The 16,107-nt window shown below is 38.0% G+C and carries 20 protein-coding genes; 10 read left to right on the forward strand and 10 right to left on the reverse strand.

The genetic code is table 11. The features are described 5' to 3' along the window. Positions 1 to 78: 78 nt before the first annotated feature. From ACWIW0_RS09620 to grpE, 7 genes are all read right to left on the reverse strand, one after another. Positions 79 to 1,854 carry a GNAT family N-acetyltransferase gene (locus ACWIW0_RS09620; protein WP_454453151.1) on the reverse strand — a complete coding sequence of 592 codons (1,776 nt, stop codon included), beginning with the start codon at positions 1,852 to 1,854 and terminating at the stop codon, positions 79 to 81. A gap of 89 nt (positions 1,855 to 1,943) precedes the next feature. After that, a complete protein-coding gene (gene ybeY / locus ACWIW0_RS09625) occupies positions 1,944 to 2,429 on the reverse strand; it encodes an rRNA maturation RNase YbeY (RefSeq protein WP_454446987.1) in 486 nt (161 codons plus the stop codon). Between the two features lie 37 nt (positions 2,430 to 2,466). Then, on the reverse strand, positions 2,467 to 2,937 hold the full coding sequence (gene moaE, locus ACWIW0_RS09630) for a molybdopterin synthase catalytic subunit MoaE (protein WP_454453137.1): 471 nt from the start codon (positions 2,935 to 2,937) through the stop codon (positions 2,467 to 2,469). Next, positions 2,938 to 3,183: a molybdopterin synthase sulfur carrier subunit gene (gene moaD, locus ACWIW0_RS09635; protein WP_454453138.1), complete on the reverse strand. Its 246-nt coding sequence runs from the start codon at positions 3,181 to 3,183 to the stop codon at positions 2,938 to 2,940. Then, complete coding sequence (moaC, locus tag ACWIW0_RS09640) at positions 3,180 to 3,662, reverse strand: cyclic pyranopterin monophosphate synthase MoaC (RefSeq protein ID WP_454453139.1); 483 nt, start codon at positions 3,660 to 3,662, stop codon at positions 3,180 to 3,182. Before moaC ends, moaD begins: the two co-directional genes overlap by 4 nt. Positions 3,663 to 3,673: 11 nt before the next feature. Further along, the gene (locus ACWIW0_RS09645; RefSeq protein WP_454453140.1) at positions 3,674 to 4,126 is read right to left on the reverse strand and encodes a DUF441 domain-containing protein; all 453 of its coding nucleotides are present in this window, start codon (positions 4,124 to 4,126) and stop codon (positions 3,674 to 3,676) included. A gap of 107 nt (positions 4,127 to 4,233) precedes the next feature. Continuing rightward, positions 4,234 to 4,839, reverse strand: a complete 606-nt coding sequence (gene grpE, locus ACWIW0_RS09650; protein ID WP_454453141.1) for a nucleotide exchange factor GrpE — start codon at positions 4,837 to 4,839, stop codon at positions 4,234 to 4,236. Between the two features lie 184 nt (positions 4,840 to 5,023). Here grpE and aspS point away from each other — a divergent pair, with 184 nt between their 5' ends. The 7 genes from aspS to ruvC all read left to right on the forward strand — a co-directional run bounded on the left by aspS (position 5,024) and on the right by ruvC (position 10,109). Further along, the gene (aspS, locus tag ACWIW0_RS09655; protein WP_454453142.1) at positions 5,024 to 6,790 is read left to right on the forward strand and encodes an aspartate--tRNA ligase; all 1,767 of its coding nucleotides are present in this window, start codon (positions 5,024 to 5,026) and stop codon (positions 6,788 to 6,790) included. 97 nt (positions 6,791 to 6,887) lie between these two features. Beyond that, positions 6,888 to 7,148 carry a type II toxin-antitoxin system TacA family antitoxin gene (locus ACWIW0_RS09660; RefSeq protein WP_157395463.1) on the forward strand — a complete coding sequence of 87 codons (261 nt, stop codon included), beginning with the start codon at positions 6,888 to 6,890 and terminating at the stop codon, positions 7,146 to 7,148. 10 nt (positions 7,149 to 7,158) lie between these two features. After that, positions 7,159 to 7,650: a GNAT family N-acetyltransferase gene (locus ACWIW0_RS09665; protein ID WP_454453143.1), complete on the forward strand. Its 492-nt coding sequence runs from the start codon at positions 7,159 to 7,161 to the stop codon at positions 7,648 to 7,650. A gap of 2 nt (positions 7,651 to 7,652) precedes the next feature. After that, positions 7,653 to 8,105 (forward strand): dihydroneopterin triphosphate diphosphatase, encoded by a 453-nt coding sequence (gene nudB / locus ACWIW0_RS09670; RefSeq protein WP_454453144.1) that lies wholly within the window; start codon positions 7,653 to 7,655, stop codon positions 8,103 to 8,105. A gap of 68 nt (positions 8,106 to 8,173) precedes the next feature. Then, the gene (locus tag ACWIW0_RS09675) at positions 8,174 to 8,917 is read left to right on the forward strand and encodes a YebC/PmpR family DNA-binding transcriptional regulator (RefSeq protein WP_454444652.1); all 744 of its coding nucleotides are present in this window, start codon (positions 8,174 to 8,176) and stop codon (positions 8,915 to 8,917) included. Between the two features lie 34 nt (positions 8,918 to 8,951). After that, a complete protein-coding gene (locus tag ACWIW0_RS09680) occupies positions 8,952 to 9,452 on the forward strand; it encodes an ACP-like domain-containing protein (protein WP_454453145.1) in 501 nt (166 codons plus the stop codon). Between the two features lie 81 nt (positions 9,453 to 9,533). Beyond that, positions 9,534 to 10,109 carry a crossover junction endodeoxyribonuclease RuvC gene (gene ruvC / locus ACWIW0_RS09685; RefSeq protein WP_454453146.1) on the forward strand — a complete coding sequence of 192 codons (576 nt, stop codon included), beginning with the start codon at positions 9,534 to 9,536 and terminating at the stop codon, positions 10,107 to 10,109. Between the two features lie 30 nt (positions 10,110 to 10,139). Here ruvC and ACWIW0_RS09690 read toward each other — a convergent pair whose 3' ends face one another. Both ACWIW0_RS09690 and ACWIW0_RS09695 read right to left on the reverse strand, forming a co-directional pair. After that, positions 10,140 to 10,484, reverse strand: a complete 345-nt coding sequence (locus ACWIW0_RS09690; protein ID WP_454445757.1) for a RidA family protein — start codon at positions 10,482 to 10,484, stop codon at positions 10,140 to 10,142. Positions 10,485 to 10,566: 82 nt separating this feature from the next. Beyond that, positions 10,567 to 11,586: a branched-chain amino acid aminotransferase gene (locus ACWIW0_RS09695; protein ID WP_454453147.1), complete on the reverse strand. Its 1,020-nt coding sequence runs from the start codon at positions 11,584 to 11,586 to the stop codon at positions 10,567 to 10,569. A 471-nt stretch (positions 11,587 to 12,057) separates the two neighbouring features. On the opposite strand from ACWIW0_RS09695, the gene ACWIW0_RS09700 reads away from it, so the two are divergent. Further along, positions 12,058 to 12,942, forward strand: a complete 885-nt coding sequence (locus ACWIW0_RS09700; protein ID WP_454453148.1) for a transcriptional regulator GcvA — start codon at positions 12,058 to 12,060, stop codon at positions 12,940 to 12,942. A 95-nt stretch (positions 12,943 to 13,037) separates the two neighbouring features. Here ACWIW0_RS09700 and frr read toward each other — a convergent pair whose 3' ends face one another. Then, positions 13,038 to 13,595 (reverse strand): ribosome recycling factor, encoded by a 558-nt coding sequence (frr, locus tag ACWIW0_RS09705; protein WP_454453149.1) that lies wholly within the window; start codon positions 13,593 to 13,595, stop codon positions 13,038 to 13,040. 165 nt (positions 13,596 to 13,760) lie between these two features. Here frr and lpcA point away from each other — a divergent pair, with 165 nt between their 5' ends. Together lpcA and ACWIW0_RS09715 are read left to right on the forward strand one after the other, a co-directional pair. Next, positions 13,761 to 14,345 (forward strand): D-sedoheptulose 7-phosphate isomerase, encoded by a 585-nt coding sequence (lpcA, locus tag ACWIW0_RS09710; protein WP_454446318.1) that lies wholly within the window; start codon positions 13,761 to 13,763, stop codon positions 14,343 to 14,345. 443 nt (positions 14,346 to 14,788) lie between these two features. Further along, positions 14,789 to 16,003 (forward strand): aromatic amino acid transport family protein, encoded by a 1,215-nt coding sequence (locus ACWIW0_RS09715; RefSeq protein WP_454453150.1) that lies wholly within the window; start codon positions 14,789 to 14,791, stop codon positions 16,001 to 16,003. The last annotated feature ends 104 nt before the right edge of the window (positions 16,004 to 16,107 follow it).

The following is a 16,107-nucleotide window of genomic DNA, read 5'->3' on the forward strand; positions in this document are numbered from 1 at the left end:
ATATAGATTGAAATTTAGTTACATTTTCGGTAACTGTTAGTGAAATAATACTCCAAAAAAGAGAAAAAAAACGTGATCTTACTCACAGAACGAAAAAGTCTTTAATTTTTGGCGTAGGTTGTCCAACCACGCTTTTTTATAAGCGGGTAGTTCTGTGCTTGCTTGACTGAAGAGAGGTGCAAGGTCTGCTAATTCTGTCGGATAGCGTAAATAAAGCCGTTTTAAACTAGCAACACAACTAGAAAATGAACGTCTAGCATTGATAAAACCGTTGAGATTTTGCCAATCACAACCTAATAATTCACGATTGTTTTCGTTGATATTTCCCGTCATTAAAGCATAATCTCGCTCAAATTGTTGCTTGGCTTGTTGGCAGAATTGTTCTCCTTGTTCTGAAAGCGGGTAGATCATCATCGCACTTTGCAATCCACTACTGGCTTCAGCAGTTGGGGTAATTTGTACTAACTGAAAGCCACAATCTTGCCAAAAATGTAATAACTCATCGCTCATTCCAAAACTAACAGAAAGGAAATCAACAAGCGGTGAGATTTGTGAAATAATTTGCGAAACTAACCGCTTGCCATAGCCTTGCTGCTGAAATTCAGGTTGTACGGCAATCCGAGAAATGCGTAAAGAATGAAGTAAGCAAGCATCAGGCAAATTCCCTTGAAAGCAGAGATATTGTGCAACTAAATTCCCTTGTGGGCGACGTTCTCCACGCCAAATAGCTTGAGTAAGAGCGTGATCTAATCCCCCTTCTTTTATCGCCCAACAGCCTGCAAGAAGTTTTTGATTGACGATCAAAGAATAGAACTGCTGCTCATCCGCATCAAATAATCGGCGTAAATCCGTAGGGGTAGTTTTATAGTGTGCATTGGCAAGCAAATAATAGAAATCAATTTTTGTTTGAACACTTGGTGAGAGTGATAAGCTAGGCATAGGCACATCATCTAACAAAAGTAGTTGGCAAATAAATTGCTCAAGTGGGTCATTTTCTGCCCAACGCAAAGGCTCTGTTAAGTGCCATTGTTGATAACTTCGGTTGAGTTGTGGCAAGAATTTGAGCGAAAAGCCACGTCCTGTTCCTTCATAATTATGAGTTGTGGTAGTTAAAACCACTTTATCAAAATAGTGGCAAAGTGTTTTGAGCATTGGCAAAGGGAGACTTGCAGCTTCATCAACAAATAGCCATTGATTTGGCGAGATACTTCGCTGTTCGATAGCCTGAATTAAACGATCAGGTGCAAAAAAAGTTACCTTGTTATTTTCAATACCTTTCCAGAAATTAGGTAAGGCAGAATGACTACGGGCAGTAATTAGCACAGCCTGCTGTTGAGACAATTTTTCAGCAAGTTTTCCCGATAATGTTGATTTTCCACGCCCTCTAGGTGCAGTGATGATATGAACCTTAGCAGGAGCAAGCGGTAGCTTTTCAAAAATAATTTGCTGTTGGTGAGTATTTTTTTGCGTAGTAAGCTCAATATTTGTATCTTTTGAGCATTTTACGTTAGGGGGAAGATCAGAAATATGCGGAATAATTTTAAAATGAAAAGCACAAAAAAGATCTTGAAACCAACGGTAAAAATTCGGTGTCGTAATGGCTTGAGCATTATTCCAACGAAGGGTATCAAGATCAATTTGTTCGGTAAGACTATGCCATTTGGGGCAGAGCAAATACAAGATTCCACCACGTTGAATAGTACCAGCAACAATCGCAAAGGCTTCTAAGTTAAAACAGATACCATTTTCTGCTTGCATATTATAAATCGCAAACGGAAATTCTTGCCCAAGTAATGTTTTTGCATTAGAGAAAGGTATTGGGGCAAGGTTAGGAACAAAAATTTGCCCCTGCATAAAGAGGCTTTTATCTGAATATGGCTGAATTAAGTCATCGACACCTTCAGCCGAGAGCAATACTGCTAATTGTCGCATTGTTTGTTGTTCTATTCAGGGAGTTTCTCACTAAGATAAGGATCTTCATAACCAAGCGATTGCATAATCTGCGTTTCAAGGCTTTCCATTTCTTCTGCTTCTTCATCGGTTAAATGATCATAACCTAATAGATGGAGCGTACCGTGAATGGCTAAATGAGCCCAGTGTGCATCAAGGGGCTTTTGTTGTTCTAACGCTTCTTTTTCAACAACTTGGCGGCAAATCACTAAATCGCCCAGTAGTGGTAATTCAATACCTTCTGGTACTTCAAAAGGGAAAGAAAGAACATTAGTGGGTTTATCTTTACCACGATAGGTTAAATTCAACTCGTGGCTTTCCGCTTCATCGACAATACGGATTGTTATTTCTGTTTCGGGGTAGTCGGCTGTTTGTGCTTGCATTGTTAATGCTTGATTGACCCAGTGGCTAAATTGTTCTTCTGTTGGAAGGTTATTACTATTTTCACAGGCGAGCTGTAAATCAATAAAAAGGTTCATTTGTAAAAAATTCCTAAAATCTGACCGCTTATATTTTCTATTTTTCTTTGTTATGCCACTTATCCGCAGCCTGCTGATCGCTATCTCTGCCTTCTATCCAACGATCACCTTGTTCGGTGGTTTCTCGTTTCCAAAAAGGTGCTTTAGTTTTGAGATAGTCCATAATAAATTCATTGGCGTGATAAGCATTACCACGATGAGCGGAACTTACACCAACAAGGACAATTTCATCGCCAGTATATAACTGACCGATACGGTGAATAACAGCGACTCGTTGTAATTCCCAACGATTACGAGCTTCATCAACAATTTCCCGTAAGGCTTTTTCTGTCATTGCAGGGTAATGTTCCAAATATAAACCAGAAACATTATCGCCTAAATTCATTTCACGCACTTTACCAACAAATAATGTTGTTGCTCCAACGCTATGTTGCTCACTGAGCCAGCGATAAATAGCATTTTGATCGAACGGATCTTGTTGCACTTTAATCAATGTTTGCTGTGGCATTTAGCCCCCCGTTACAGGCGGAAAGAATGCAATTTCATCGCCATCTTGGATTTCAGTCGATAAGGTAGAAATCGTTTGGTTAATTGCCACCAATAACTTACCGCTTTCAAGTGCTAATTCCCACTTATTTCCTTGTTGAGCTAAATGTTGGCGAAGATCTTCCGCTGTTGTGAAGTTTGCTTCTAGTGTTAGACTATCTACTCCAACAAGCTCCCTTGTTTGTGCAAAAAAAAGAACTGTAATCATCGTGTCTCCGCAATAAAATTACCTGATTTCCCACCGCTTTTAGTTAGTAAACGAACCTGTTCAATCACTATATCTTTCTGTACGGCTTTGCACATATCATAAATGGTTAAAGCGGCAACACTAGCAGCAGTAAGTGCTTCCATTTCTACTCCTGTTTTCCCTGTCAGTTTGCAGAGTGTTTCGATTCGGACTTGATTAGTTTCAGGCAAGGCTTCTAATTGTACTTCAACTTTAGAGAGTAATAATGGGTGGCAAAGGGGAATAAGTTCCCAAGTACGTTTTGCCGCCTGAATACCAGCAATACGAGCAGTAGCAAAAACATCACCTTTATGATGATTACCTGAGATAATCATTTGTAAGGTTTCGCTATTCATTGTAATTAAGGCTTCGGCTCTGGCTTCTCGTACGCTATCTTGTTTCATTGAAACATCGACCATATTGGCTTCGCCATTTTGATTGATATGTGTAAATGTGTTCATATTCTTAATTCTTAAATTTTTCCAATAATTAAAGATAAAATCCCTGCTGCAATTAACGGTCCGACAGGTACGCCACCTAAAAAAGCAACACCGATGATTGTTCCTATCAATAATCCTGTTACTAATACAGGTTGGCTACTCATTAAACTGACACCACGTCCACCAAGCCAAGCGACTAATATGCCTGCAACAATAGAAAACAGCATTTTCCAATTAAGGAGTTGAGAAACTTCTGGCAAGTTAATTCTGCCTGAAACTAAAGGGCTTAGCACACCGATGGTTAGAATAATGATACCGACTTTGATGCCATATTTATCCATTAAAGGTAAATATTGTGAAAGTAACGTCTGTTGCATTATCAATAAAACTGCCGCAGAAATAGTAACTGCACTATTTTGGCTGAAAATACCGAGTAGAATTAAAGCAACAAGGAGTAGAGCGATTGCATTAAATTGTAAAGACATTGTATTGAATTTGGTAGATATAGAAAGTACTAATAGTATCAAAATATTGGGATGAATAGAAAACAAAATGGTATGGGCTAACCATACCATTTTTATTAACTTGTTTATTAACTTGCAACCATTACCATTGCTGGGCGAATAACACGTCCATGAAGGGTATAACCTTTTTGTAATACGACACTGATATGGTTTGGCTCAATGCCTTCCGCAGGTTGCATTGAAATGGCTTGATGTAACTCTGGATCGAACACTTCGCCCACATTGCCGACTGCTTCAACACCAAAGTTTGTAAGGGTAGAAACTAACCCTTTGTGCGTTAATTCAACCCCTTCAGCAAGGGCTTTCACACTTTCATCTGCTCCGTCAAGTGTTTGTAAACCACGCTCTAGGTTATCGACAACGGTAAGTAACTCTTTAGAAAATTTTTCAAGGGCGAATTTATGTGCTTTTTCGACATCTTGTTCAGTACGGCGGCGAATATTTTCAATTTCAGCTCTTGCTCGTAATTGAATTTCTTGCTCACGTTTATCCGCATTCGCAATGTATTCTTCAAGCTCTTGTACTCGTCCGATAGCTTCTGCAAGCGGGTCGTTTTCTTGATTATTTTGCACTTCGGCTTCTTCCCCAGCTGCTTCACTAGCAATCTCTTGCTCAGGTGTGATAACTTCTTCAACTGGTTGTTCTACTTGATCTTTTTCAGTTTGATTTGTCATTCTTTTATCCTTAATAATCAAATTAGTGTTCGTAATTTTTTGCACAAAAGTGACCGCTAATATAGCGACAAATAAATGGAATTCAAGGCATAAATCATTATTTTGTCGGGAAATCTATTTTATCTGCTGACTTTTCGCTATAATCGCCACAATTTTTCTTATTTTTACTAAAGGATTGATTTCTATGATGCGTTCTCATTATTGTGGTAGTTTAAACCGTACTCACGTTGGTGAACAAGTAACCCTAAGCGGTTGGGTTCATCGTGTGCGTAATCTTGGTCGCTTTATTTTTATGCAAATTCGTGATCGTGAAGGTATTGTGCAAGTTTTCTTTGATGAAAAAGATGAGCAAATTTTTAAACTTGCATCGAGTTTACGTGCAGAAGCCTGCGTACAAATTAAAGGTGAAGTGATTGCTCGTGATGAAGCTCAAATTAACAAAGAGATGGCAACGGGCGAAATTGAAGTGCTAGTTAAAGATCTTATTATCTATAACAATGCAGAGGTTCTACCTTTAGACTTTAACCAAAATAATACCGAAGAACAGCGTTTAAAATATCGTTATTTAGATTTACGCCGTCCTGAAATGGCAGAACGTTTAAAAACACGTGCGAAAATCACAAGCTTTGTTCGCCGTTATATGGACGACAATGGTTTCTTAGATATTGAAACGCCAATGCTGACGAAAGCTACGCCAGAAGGGGCGCGTGACTATTTAGTGCCAAGTCGTGTGCATAAAGGTAAGTTTTATGCATTACCACAATCGCCACAGCTGTTTAAACAGCTACTGATGATGTCGGGCTTTGATCGTTATTATCAAATCGTAAAATGTTTCCGTGACGAAGATTTACGTGCAGATCGTCAACCTGAATTTACTCAAATTGATGTGGAAACCACCTTTATGACTGCGCCCGAAGTGCGTGCGATGATGGAAAAAATGATTCGTGGCTTATGGTTAGATCGTCTAAATGTCGATTTAGGTGAATTTCCACAAATGACCTTTGCAGAAGCAATGCGCCGTTTTGGGTCAGATAAACCAGATTTGCGTAACCCGTTAGAATTGGTTGATGTTGCTGATATTCTAAAAGACGTTGAATTTAAAGTATTTAATGAGCCAGCAAATAATCCTGAAGGGCGTGTGGCGGTTATTCGTGTACCAAATGGTGCTGAAATTACTCGTAAACAGATTGATGAATACACGCAATTTGTTGGTATCTATGGTGCGAAAGGGTTAGCGTGGGCAAAAGTGAATGATATGAACGCTGGTTTAGAAGGATTGCAAAGCCCGATTGCTAAATTCTTAAATGATGATGTGGTAAGAGCGTTGCTTGCTCGTGTGAATGCACAAAATGGTGATATTATCTTCTTCGGGGCAGATAATGAGAAAGTGGTAACAGATGCGATGGGAGCGCTACGTTTAAAAGTAGGACGTGACTTAGGCTTAACGGATCTTACTGCTTGGAAACCACTTTGGGTGGTCGATTTCCCAATGTTTGAAAAAGACGATGAGGGTAACTGGTCTGCAATGCACCACCCATTCACCGCACCGAAAGATTTAAGCCCTGAAGAGCTAAAAGCAAATCCTAAAGGTGCAGTGGCGAATGCTTATGATATGGTTATCAATGGCTATGAAGTTGGTGGCGGTTCTGTGCGTATTTTCGACCCGAAAATGCAACAAACCGTATTCGGTATTTTAGGTATTAACGAAGAAGAACAAAAAGAGAAATTTGGTTTCTTATTAGATGCGTTAAAATTCGGCACACCACCACACGCAGGTCTTGCATTTGGTTTAGACCGTTTAACAATGCTTATCACAGGCACTGAAAACATTCGTGATGTTATTGCTTTCCCGAAAACTACCGCAGCTGCTTGTTTAATGACAGATGCACCGAGCTTCGGTAATCCAAAAGCCTTGGCGGAGTTGGCGATTAAGACGACTGCTGAAGTGTAACAGTTATGATGAGGGCGGAAAATTTCCGCCCTTATTTTTATCTTGCTATTTATTATTTGAGCTTTTAAAATGTGCCAAAATGACACAGGAGAAAGTAATGGCACAAGCAAATTTACCTCGCATTACAGCTCGAATTGATGTTGCTACACAGGAGTTATTGCTTAATGCAGCAACGTTAATTGGCATTTCTAGTATAAATTCTTTTGTGCTGAATGCAGCGATTGAAAAAGCGAATGCAATTTTACGTGAAGAAAAAATAACGCAATTTAATGATGCAGATACTCGTTTACTATTACACTACTTGGATAATCCACCTGAACCCAATGAGCATTTAAAGGCTCTTTTTGAACAGTCTTAAGGGATAAATAATGGAAATTCGGCTATTAGATCCCAAATGCCATCAGCGTAAGGATTTTGATTGCGGTAACCTGAGTTTAAATCGTTTTTTACAACAGATGGCAAGCCAACAAGCAACAAAAGATACTGCTCGAACTTATGTGTTGGTTGATCCGCAAAATCCAGCAGAAATTTTGGGATTTTATACCCTAACAATGACAAGGCTTGACTTAGTAGAGTTACCTGAAATTTTACAAAAACAAGCAAAATTTCCGCTTTCGGCAGGGTTGCTTGCTCGTTTGGCAGTAGATAAAAAGCATCAACAAAAAGGCTATGCGAAAATCCTGTTGCGTGATGCGTTGAAAAATCTTTACCAAGCTAGCCAAATTATTGGGTTTCCGATCATAGTTGTTGATGCAAAAGATGGTGTGATTGGCTTTTATCAGAAATATGGTTTTATTCCCATTCAACAAAATGCTAATCGCCTTTATTTAATGGTGAGAACGCTAGAAAAACTACTGTAAAAATGAACTACAAAAATCCAAACTCCGTTCTCGTTGTGATCTACGCCCAAAACACAGGGCGTATTTTAATGCTACAACGTCAAGACGATCCTGAATTTTGGCAATCGGTAACAGGGACGATTGAAACAGGGGAAACGCCTTATCAAACCGCTATTCGAGAAGTGAGTGAAGAAGTCGGTTTACAAATTTTGGCGGAAAAGTTACCGCTTGTAGATTGCCAATATAGCGTAAAATTTGAAATTTTTCCGCAATTCCGCTATAAATACGCCCCTGAAATTACGCATTGTACCGAGCATTGGTTTTTGCTTGGTTTAGCATCGGAAATTGAACCGATTTTAACCGAACATTTGGCTTATAAATGGCTTGATGTTGAACAGGCGATAGTATTAACTAAATCCCCGAATAATGCTCAAGCAATTCAGCAATATGTAACAAATTTGGTGAGAAAATCGTAAAAATGGTTACGATTTTACTTATTTTTAACGATAAAATTGAACTTTTAACAAATATAGGAAACTAACAAATGGCAGGTCATAGTAAGTGGGCTAACATTAAACACCGTAAAGCAGCACAAGATGCTCAACGCGGTAAAATTTTTACTAAATTAATTCGTGAATTAGTGACCGCCGCTAAATTAGGCGGTGGCGATGTAAGTTCAAATCCACGTTTGCGTACAGCGGTAGATAAAGCATTATCAAGCAATATGACACGTGATACGATCAATCGTGCAATCGACCGCGGTGTCGGTGGTGGCGATGATACGAATATGGAAACCAAAATCTATGAAGGTTATGGTCCGGGCGGAACAGCGGTAATGGTTGAATGTTTAAGCGATAATGCAAACCGCACAATTTCACAGGTTCGTCCAAGTTTTACTAAATGTGGCGGTAACTTAGGAACGGAAGGTTCTGTTGGTTATCTATTTAGTAAAAAAGGTCTTATCTTAATCGCTACTGGTGTTGATGAAGATAGTTTAATGGAAGCCGCTATTGAAGCGGGAGCTGATGATGTTCAACCACAAGATGATGGCAGTTTTGAAATTTACACTGCTTGGGAAGACTTAGGTAGTGTTCGTGATGGTATTGAACAAGCAGGATTTAAGATTGAATCTGCTGATGTTACAATGATTCCATCAACCACCGTTGATTTAGATGCTGAAACAGCACCTAAATTGTTAAAGCTAATTGATATGCTTGAAGATTGTGATGATGTACAAAACGTTTATCACAACGGCGAGATTAGCGATGAAGTCGCAGCTTTACTATAAGCTGACTTTTAAACCTTAAAATGAGGAAACCTAAATGAAATTAGTTAAATTTGTTCCAGCTATTGCAGCAACATTAGTTTTAGCAGCTTGTTCTACTCCAAAAGAAGAGAGTACAGCTCCAAAAGCAATGCCACAAGCAACAGAAACGGTAATGAATACCCCAGTAGGTGAAGTGACTAAAGTTGAAGAAACTTTAATGACACAAAATAAATCTGTTGTGTATTCCTGCCAAAAAGGTGGAACAGTGACTGCGACTTATGCTTTCCATAATAGTGAAGTAAAAGGTGCAAATGTTCGTGTAGGTAAGAAAAATGAAATCACTGGCTTTGTTGTAGATGCTGAAGATAGTAAAAAAACAGAAGAAACTGTTTTCACTTCAGGTGACTACGTTTGGGCTGTAGAAAATGGTTTAACATTTGATTCAGCAGAAAAAACAAATGCGATTATGCTTTACAAAAAAGGCAAAATGGCAGATGAAATCTTAGCTAAAAACTGTAAAATCAATAAAAGTGCAACGGCACGTTTAAATAAATAATTTTAGGTTAATACAAGCGGGTAGATTGGTAAGAAACTTTACAAATCTATCCGCTTTTTTATGCAATTTGTATAGGAATATATGTCAATTATTTTAGGTATTGACCCAGGTTCTCGTGTAACAGGATATGGGGTTATTCGTCAGGTGGGGCGACATTTAGAATATCTAGGAAGTGGGGCGATCCGTACGTCTGTAGAGGATATGCCTACTCGTTTAAAACGTATTTATGCGAGTATTACTGAAATTATTACTCAGTTTCAGCCAGATATGTTTGCCATTGAGCAAGTATTTATGGCAAAAAATCCTGATTCAGCATTAAAGCTAGGGCAAGCACGGGGAGCTGCAATTGTAGCTGCTGTTAATCAAGATTTACCTGTTTTTGAGTATGCAGCACGTTTAGTGAAACAGACCGTTGTTGGGATTGGCTCGGCAGATAAAGTACAGGTACAAGAGATGGTTACTCGTATTTTACAACTTTCAGCCAAACCACAAGCTGATGCGGCCGATGCGTTAGCTATTGCTATTACACACGCCCACTCTATTCAGCACTCTTTAACCGTAGCAAAACAGAGCCAACAAGCAATATCAAGTGAGAAAGAGAAAGTCTTAGCATTGATAAAAACACGTTATAGCAGAGGGCGATTTCGTTTAAAATAAATGAGAGCAATGCTCTCATTTGAATAACAGTTAAATTGCAGCAGTGACAACGATTTCAACTTTCCAGTTTGGATTTGCAAGTCTAGCCTCAACCGCTGCTCTTGGTGGGGCATTACCTTCTGCAACCCATTCGTCCCAAGCTCGATTCATCTCATCAAACTCTAGCATATTTGCTACAAAAACTTGGGCCATCAAAATCTTGCTTTTATCACTGCCTGCTTGTGCTAACCATTTATCAATTTCAGCAAGTACCTGTTGAGTTTGTCCGTACATATCTTGAGTATCATCTTCAGGAATTTGTCCAGCAAGATAAGCTACACCGTTGTAAATTGCCATCTCAGAAAGGCGTTTACCAACTTGAAAACGTTTAATCATTGCAATTTTCTCCTTAATAAGTAAGCGGTTAGATTTATGCTATTTTTGGCAAAAAATAGGGCTAATCCAACCGCTTAGTCTGTTAATCAACTTTAACAATCCAACCTTCAGGGGCTTCAACATCACCAAATTGAATGCCGACTAATTCATCATAAAGACGTTTGGTAACAGGGCCTACTTCTGTTTCAGAATAGAAAACGTGGAAGTTATCGCCATATTGAATACCACCAATCGGAGTAATGACTGCAGCTGTTCCACAAGCACCAGCTTCAGTAAATTGCTCCAGTTTATCAATATATACATCGCCTTCAATCGCTTCTAAACCAAGGCGTTCTTTTGCAAGGTAGAGTAGTGAATATTTGGTGATACTCGGTAAAATTGATGGTGAATAAGGGGTGATAAATTTGTTATCTGCAGTAATACCGAAGAAGTTTGCTGAACCTACTTCTTCAATTTTGGTATGTGTTTTAGGATCGAGATAGATACAATCAGCAAAATTATTTGATTTAGCCAATTTACCTGGATATAGACTTGCTGCATAGTTACCACCCACTTTGGCAGCACCAGTACCCGCAGGAGCAGCACGATCATATTCAGAAACAAGGAAATTAGAGGGGGCTAAGCCACCTTTAAAATAACTGCCAACAGGAATACAAAAGATACAGAAAATAAACTCAGGTGCTGTTTTAATACCAATATTTTCGCCTACACCAATAATAAATGGGCGTAAATATAATGTCGCTCCAGTACCGTAAGGTGCAAGCCATTCTTCATTTGCTTTAACCACTTCTTTACACGCACGAATAAAAAAATCGGTTGGAACTTGTGGCATTAGCAAGCGATCACAACTTTTTTGCATACGTTTAGCATTTTCATCTGGTCGGAATAGATTGATAGAGCCATCTTTACAACGATATGCTTTTAAACCTTCAAAACATTGCTGACCATAGTGTAATGCGGTTGAACCTTCGTTAATGTGTAATGTATTATCAGTGGTTAATTCGCCGTTGTCCCAAGCTCCGTCTTTCCAACGAGCAATAAAACGGTAATCTGTTTTAATATATGCAAACCCAAGATTTTGCCAATCAATATCTTTAGCCATTGTTCAATTCCTTTAATAAAAAAATTATACTTTTAGATATGAGAATTTACACTTTGTAGCACAAATTGAAAAGGGAAAGCGTAATAAATTATAAAAATTTTCGTGAAAAATCGGCTTTTAGTGGCGAGATTTTTAGTTTCTGCTAAAATATGTGAAATTTAGATATAAAAAAACCGCCCAAATGGGCGGTATTAAACCAAAATGGTTAAAATATACAGGAAGTGAAACGAGTAACTTTCGTTACTCAAGTCTAGTTTTCTAGACCAATATGCAAACACAACATCATACTTAAAATTCAAAGTGATTATTTAAAATAGAATTTAAAAATAACCACCACTATCCATCTAAGTATGGTACGAATTCTAAAGATGTTAGACCAGTTAAACAAACGAGATTTTTTAATTTTATTTATCAAAAAAAATAATACAGGGCTTATGCAACGTATTGAGTATTTAGATCAAGCTAAGAGATATGAATAATAAAAAACTTCCCCCATTGAATGCATTAAAGGCTTTTGAGTCTGCAGCGAGATATTTGAATTTTACTAAAGCAGCAGAGGAACTTTTTGTTACTCAGGCAGCAGTGAGCCATCAAATTAAACTTTTAGAAGATTTCTTAGGTATTCAACTATTTCATAGACGAAACCGCCTATTAGAGCTTACGGAACTTGGTTTGCAATATTTTGATGAAATCCGTCCGCTTTTAGAAAGTATTGCAGTTGCCACAGAAAAAATCAAGTTAAAAAATAGCCGCCAAATTTTAACAATTAGTGTACCGCAGACTTTTGGTATGCACTGGCTAGTTCCAAGACTAAATGATTTTCACCAAAAATTCCCCGATGTTGAAGTAAGAATTAAAGGTGTAGATCAAGATGAAGGGCTATTAGGGAAAGAGATTGATGTTGCAATCTATTATGGCTCAGGTAAATGGGAAAATGTTGAATCAGTACGCTTAACTGAATCTCCATTAGTGATTTTAGCTTCTCCCGATTTTTTAGCTAAAAATCCGCTTAATACTCCCCAAGATCTTATAGGTAAAACGTTATTACACGTTTTTAGTCGTAATAAATGGAAAAGAGTCGTAGATAATTTCAATTTGAATGATCAAATTGATGTAGAAGAAACAGGGACGATGTTTAGTCATACCTTTATGGCATTACAAGCTGCAATGCACCAACAAGGTATAGCAGTTGCAAATAAAGTAGTTGCTCAACACGAATTAGAACAAGGAAATTTGGTTGAGCCATTCTCGACAGGGTTAAATGATGAAAAGTCTTTCTATGTTGTTTATCCACCACAAATGGCAGAAGTAAGCAAAGTAAAACATTTTGTTGAGTGGATCTTACAAGAAATTTAGTAGGTATAATGAACAAATCAGCCACTATTTTGTCCATTACACCAGTTAAAAAGGCTTCTATCGAAGAAGCCTTTATTGTAGAAATTCTGATAAAATTAGAAATCCATTAACTCTTTTTCTTTATCTGCTAAAATCTCATCAACTTTCTTAATATAAGTATCAGTGATTTTTTGAATATCTTCTTGTGCTTTACGCTCTTCGTTTTCGCTGATTTCTTTCTCTTTTTCTAATGCTTTGATTTTATCGTTAGCATCACGACGTACATTACGAATAGCTACTTTACCTTGCTCACCTTCGCTTTTTACAATTTTGATTAAATCACGACGACGTTCTTCTGTTAGTGGTGGAAGTGGAACACGAATTGTTGTACCCGCAGAAGAAGGGTTTAAACCTAAATCTGACGTTAAGATTGCTTTTTCTACCGCACTGATTAACGAACGGTCGAAAACGGTAACAGCTAATGTACGAGCATCTTCTGCTACTACGTTAGCTAATTGACGTAATGGCGTAGCAGAGCCGTAATAATCAACTTGAATGCCGTCTAATAAACTTGGTTGTGCTCGACCTGTACGAATTTTAGAAATATGACCCTTTAACGCTTCAAGGCTTTTTTCCATACGATCTTGCGTATCTTTTTTAATTTCATTGATCATTGTGTTGTCCTTTCAATAAACTGAGATGAATGATAAGTCTTTTGGATTTTACCTAATTTCCACCTTTTTTCCTAGTGTTAAGTGCGGTGTATTATGATAGACTTTCGCCTGTTTGACTGATTATAAGCGGTCAGATGAACAAATTTTTTTGCAAAAGGAGCAATTATGTATCAGCAACAGATTTTGGCAGAGCTTCAAGAAGCAGCAGAAGTATTAGATAAATTTATCAAAGATGAAAACAACCTGAATTTAATTCAACAAGCTGCATTATTGATTTCAGAAAGTTTTAAACAGGGTGGAAAAGTCCTTTCTTGTGGTAATGGTGGCTCACATTGTGATGCAATGCACTTTGCAGAAGAACTCACAGGGCGTTATCGTGAAAACCGCCCAGGTTATCCTGCTATTGCCATTTCAGATGTTAGTCATTTAAGTTGTGTGAGTAACGATTTTGGCTATGAATATGTCTTCTCTCGTTATGTTGAAGCGGTTGGGCAAAAAGGCGATGTTTTATTTGGTTTATCTACATCTGGCAATTCTCAAAATATCTTAAATGCGATTGAGGCTGCGAAGAAAAAAGGAATGAAAGTCATCGCAATGACAGGTAAAGACGGTGGGAAAATGGCAGGACTCGCCGATGTTGAAATCCGAGTACCACATTTCCGCTATGCAGATCGTATTCAAGAAGTACACATTAAAGTCATCCATATTTTAATGATGCTAATTGAGTTTGAAATGGCGAAATCGGCATAAAAGTAGAAATCAGATTATTGACAAAGTCTTTTTTCATTCGGACGCACTCAGTGCGTCCCCACAAGAAAAATTATAACCGATTGAAAAATAAAAATTTTATTTTGTAGGGACACACTGCGTGTGTTCGTTTATTGAATACAACAAATTAGGGGTTGTCATCAGTAGTCTGAAATTGATTTTTTGTTGGGCTAATTCTTCTCTCACTTTATTCTATTTTCTAGCAAATCTCCCCTAACCCCTCTTTACTAAAGAGGGGAATTAGATCACCGAAATTTACTTCACAATCTTTTTAAAGCACTTCAATATTAAATTTTCGTTTGTACCCCTCTTTTTTAGTAAAGAGGGGTTAGGGGAGATTTATTTATTCACTCTTGTAATAATAAATTTACAATGTGTTTCATTATATATACAATACCACCATTTTTTAAATTTTAGAGGTTTGTATGAAAAATAAAACATTTGGAAGTACGTTGATTGTTGCAGGAACAACAATCGGTGGGGGTATGTTAGCAATGCCACTGACATCAGCAGGGATCGGCTTTGGTTTTACAATGGTGTTATTGATTGCCTTATGGCTATTGCTCTGTTTTAGTGCATTATTATTTGTAGAACTGTATCAAACAGTTGACAGTGATGCTGGAATTGGCACGCTAGCAGAAAAATATTACGGCACTTTTGGGCGAGTGGTCTCAACTGCTGTGTTAATCATTTTCTTATATGCCATTTTGTCTGCCTATGTATCGGGTGGTAGCTCATTATTGGCGGCATTTTTACCCACAATTTCCGATGCAGAAACAACCACACGTATTGCGGGCGTTTTATTTACCGTTCTATTTGGTGCATTTGTGATTATTGGCACAACCAGTGTTGATGCGGTAAATCGTGTCCTGTTTACGAGTAAAATCTTGGCTTTCTTATTAGTGCTACTTTTACTATTACCTAACGTTTCCCTAGAAAATTTATTAGAAATGCCGATAGATAACGCCTTATTGATTTCAGCAAGCCCGATTTTCTTTACTGCTTTCGGCTTTCACGGCTCTATTCCAAGTTTAAATAAATATTTAGACGGGAATGTAAAAGCTCTTCGCATTTCTATTTTAGTAGGAACAGCAATTCCGCTCGTGGCTTACATTTTGTGGCAGTTAGCAACGCACGGGGTATTAAGCCAAACGGAATTTTTACAAATCTTAGAAAAAGACCCTACACTAAATGGCTTGGCGGAAGCTGCAGCTCAGATCACTGGCAGTTCAATGATTGGGGCGGTAGTTAGAATTTTCTCAGCCCTTGCACTAATTACTTCATTTTTAGGGGTTGCACTTGGTTTGCTTGAAGCCTTAGATGATTTATTAAAACGTGTAAACATTCAAGCAGGCAGAGCAACATTAGGGGCGATGACCTTTATTCCCCCAATGCTATTTGCTTTTTTCTATCCACAAGGTTTTATTGCAGCATTAGGCTACGCAGGGCAGATGTTTGCGTTTTATGCTATTGTGTTACCGATTGCAATGGTATGGAAACTTCGCTCACAATATCCAACATTAGCTTACCGAGTAAAAGGTGGAAATGCATCATTACTTACTGCGTTAGTGATTGGTGTGTTTATCGTAATTGTTCCTTTCTTAATTGAACAAGGGCTATTACCGAAAGTAGTGGGATAGTGGTATTTAAATCTCTAGCTATATAGAAAGCGGTCTGTTTTTTAAGATTTTTTCGGTATTATGTAGCAGTTGCACAAAATTGAAAAAACTCTCTCCCACTTGTG

This window comes from Ursidibacter sp. B-7004-1, assembly GCF_053654055.1.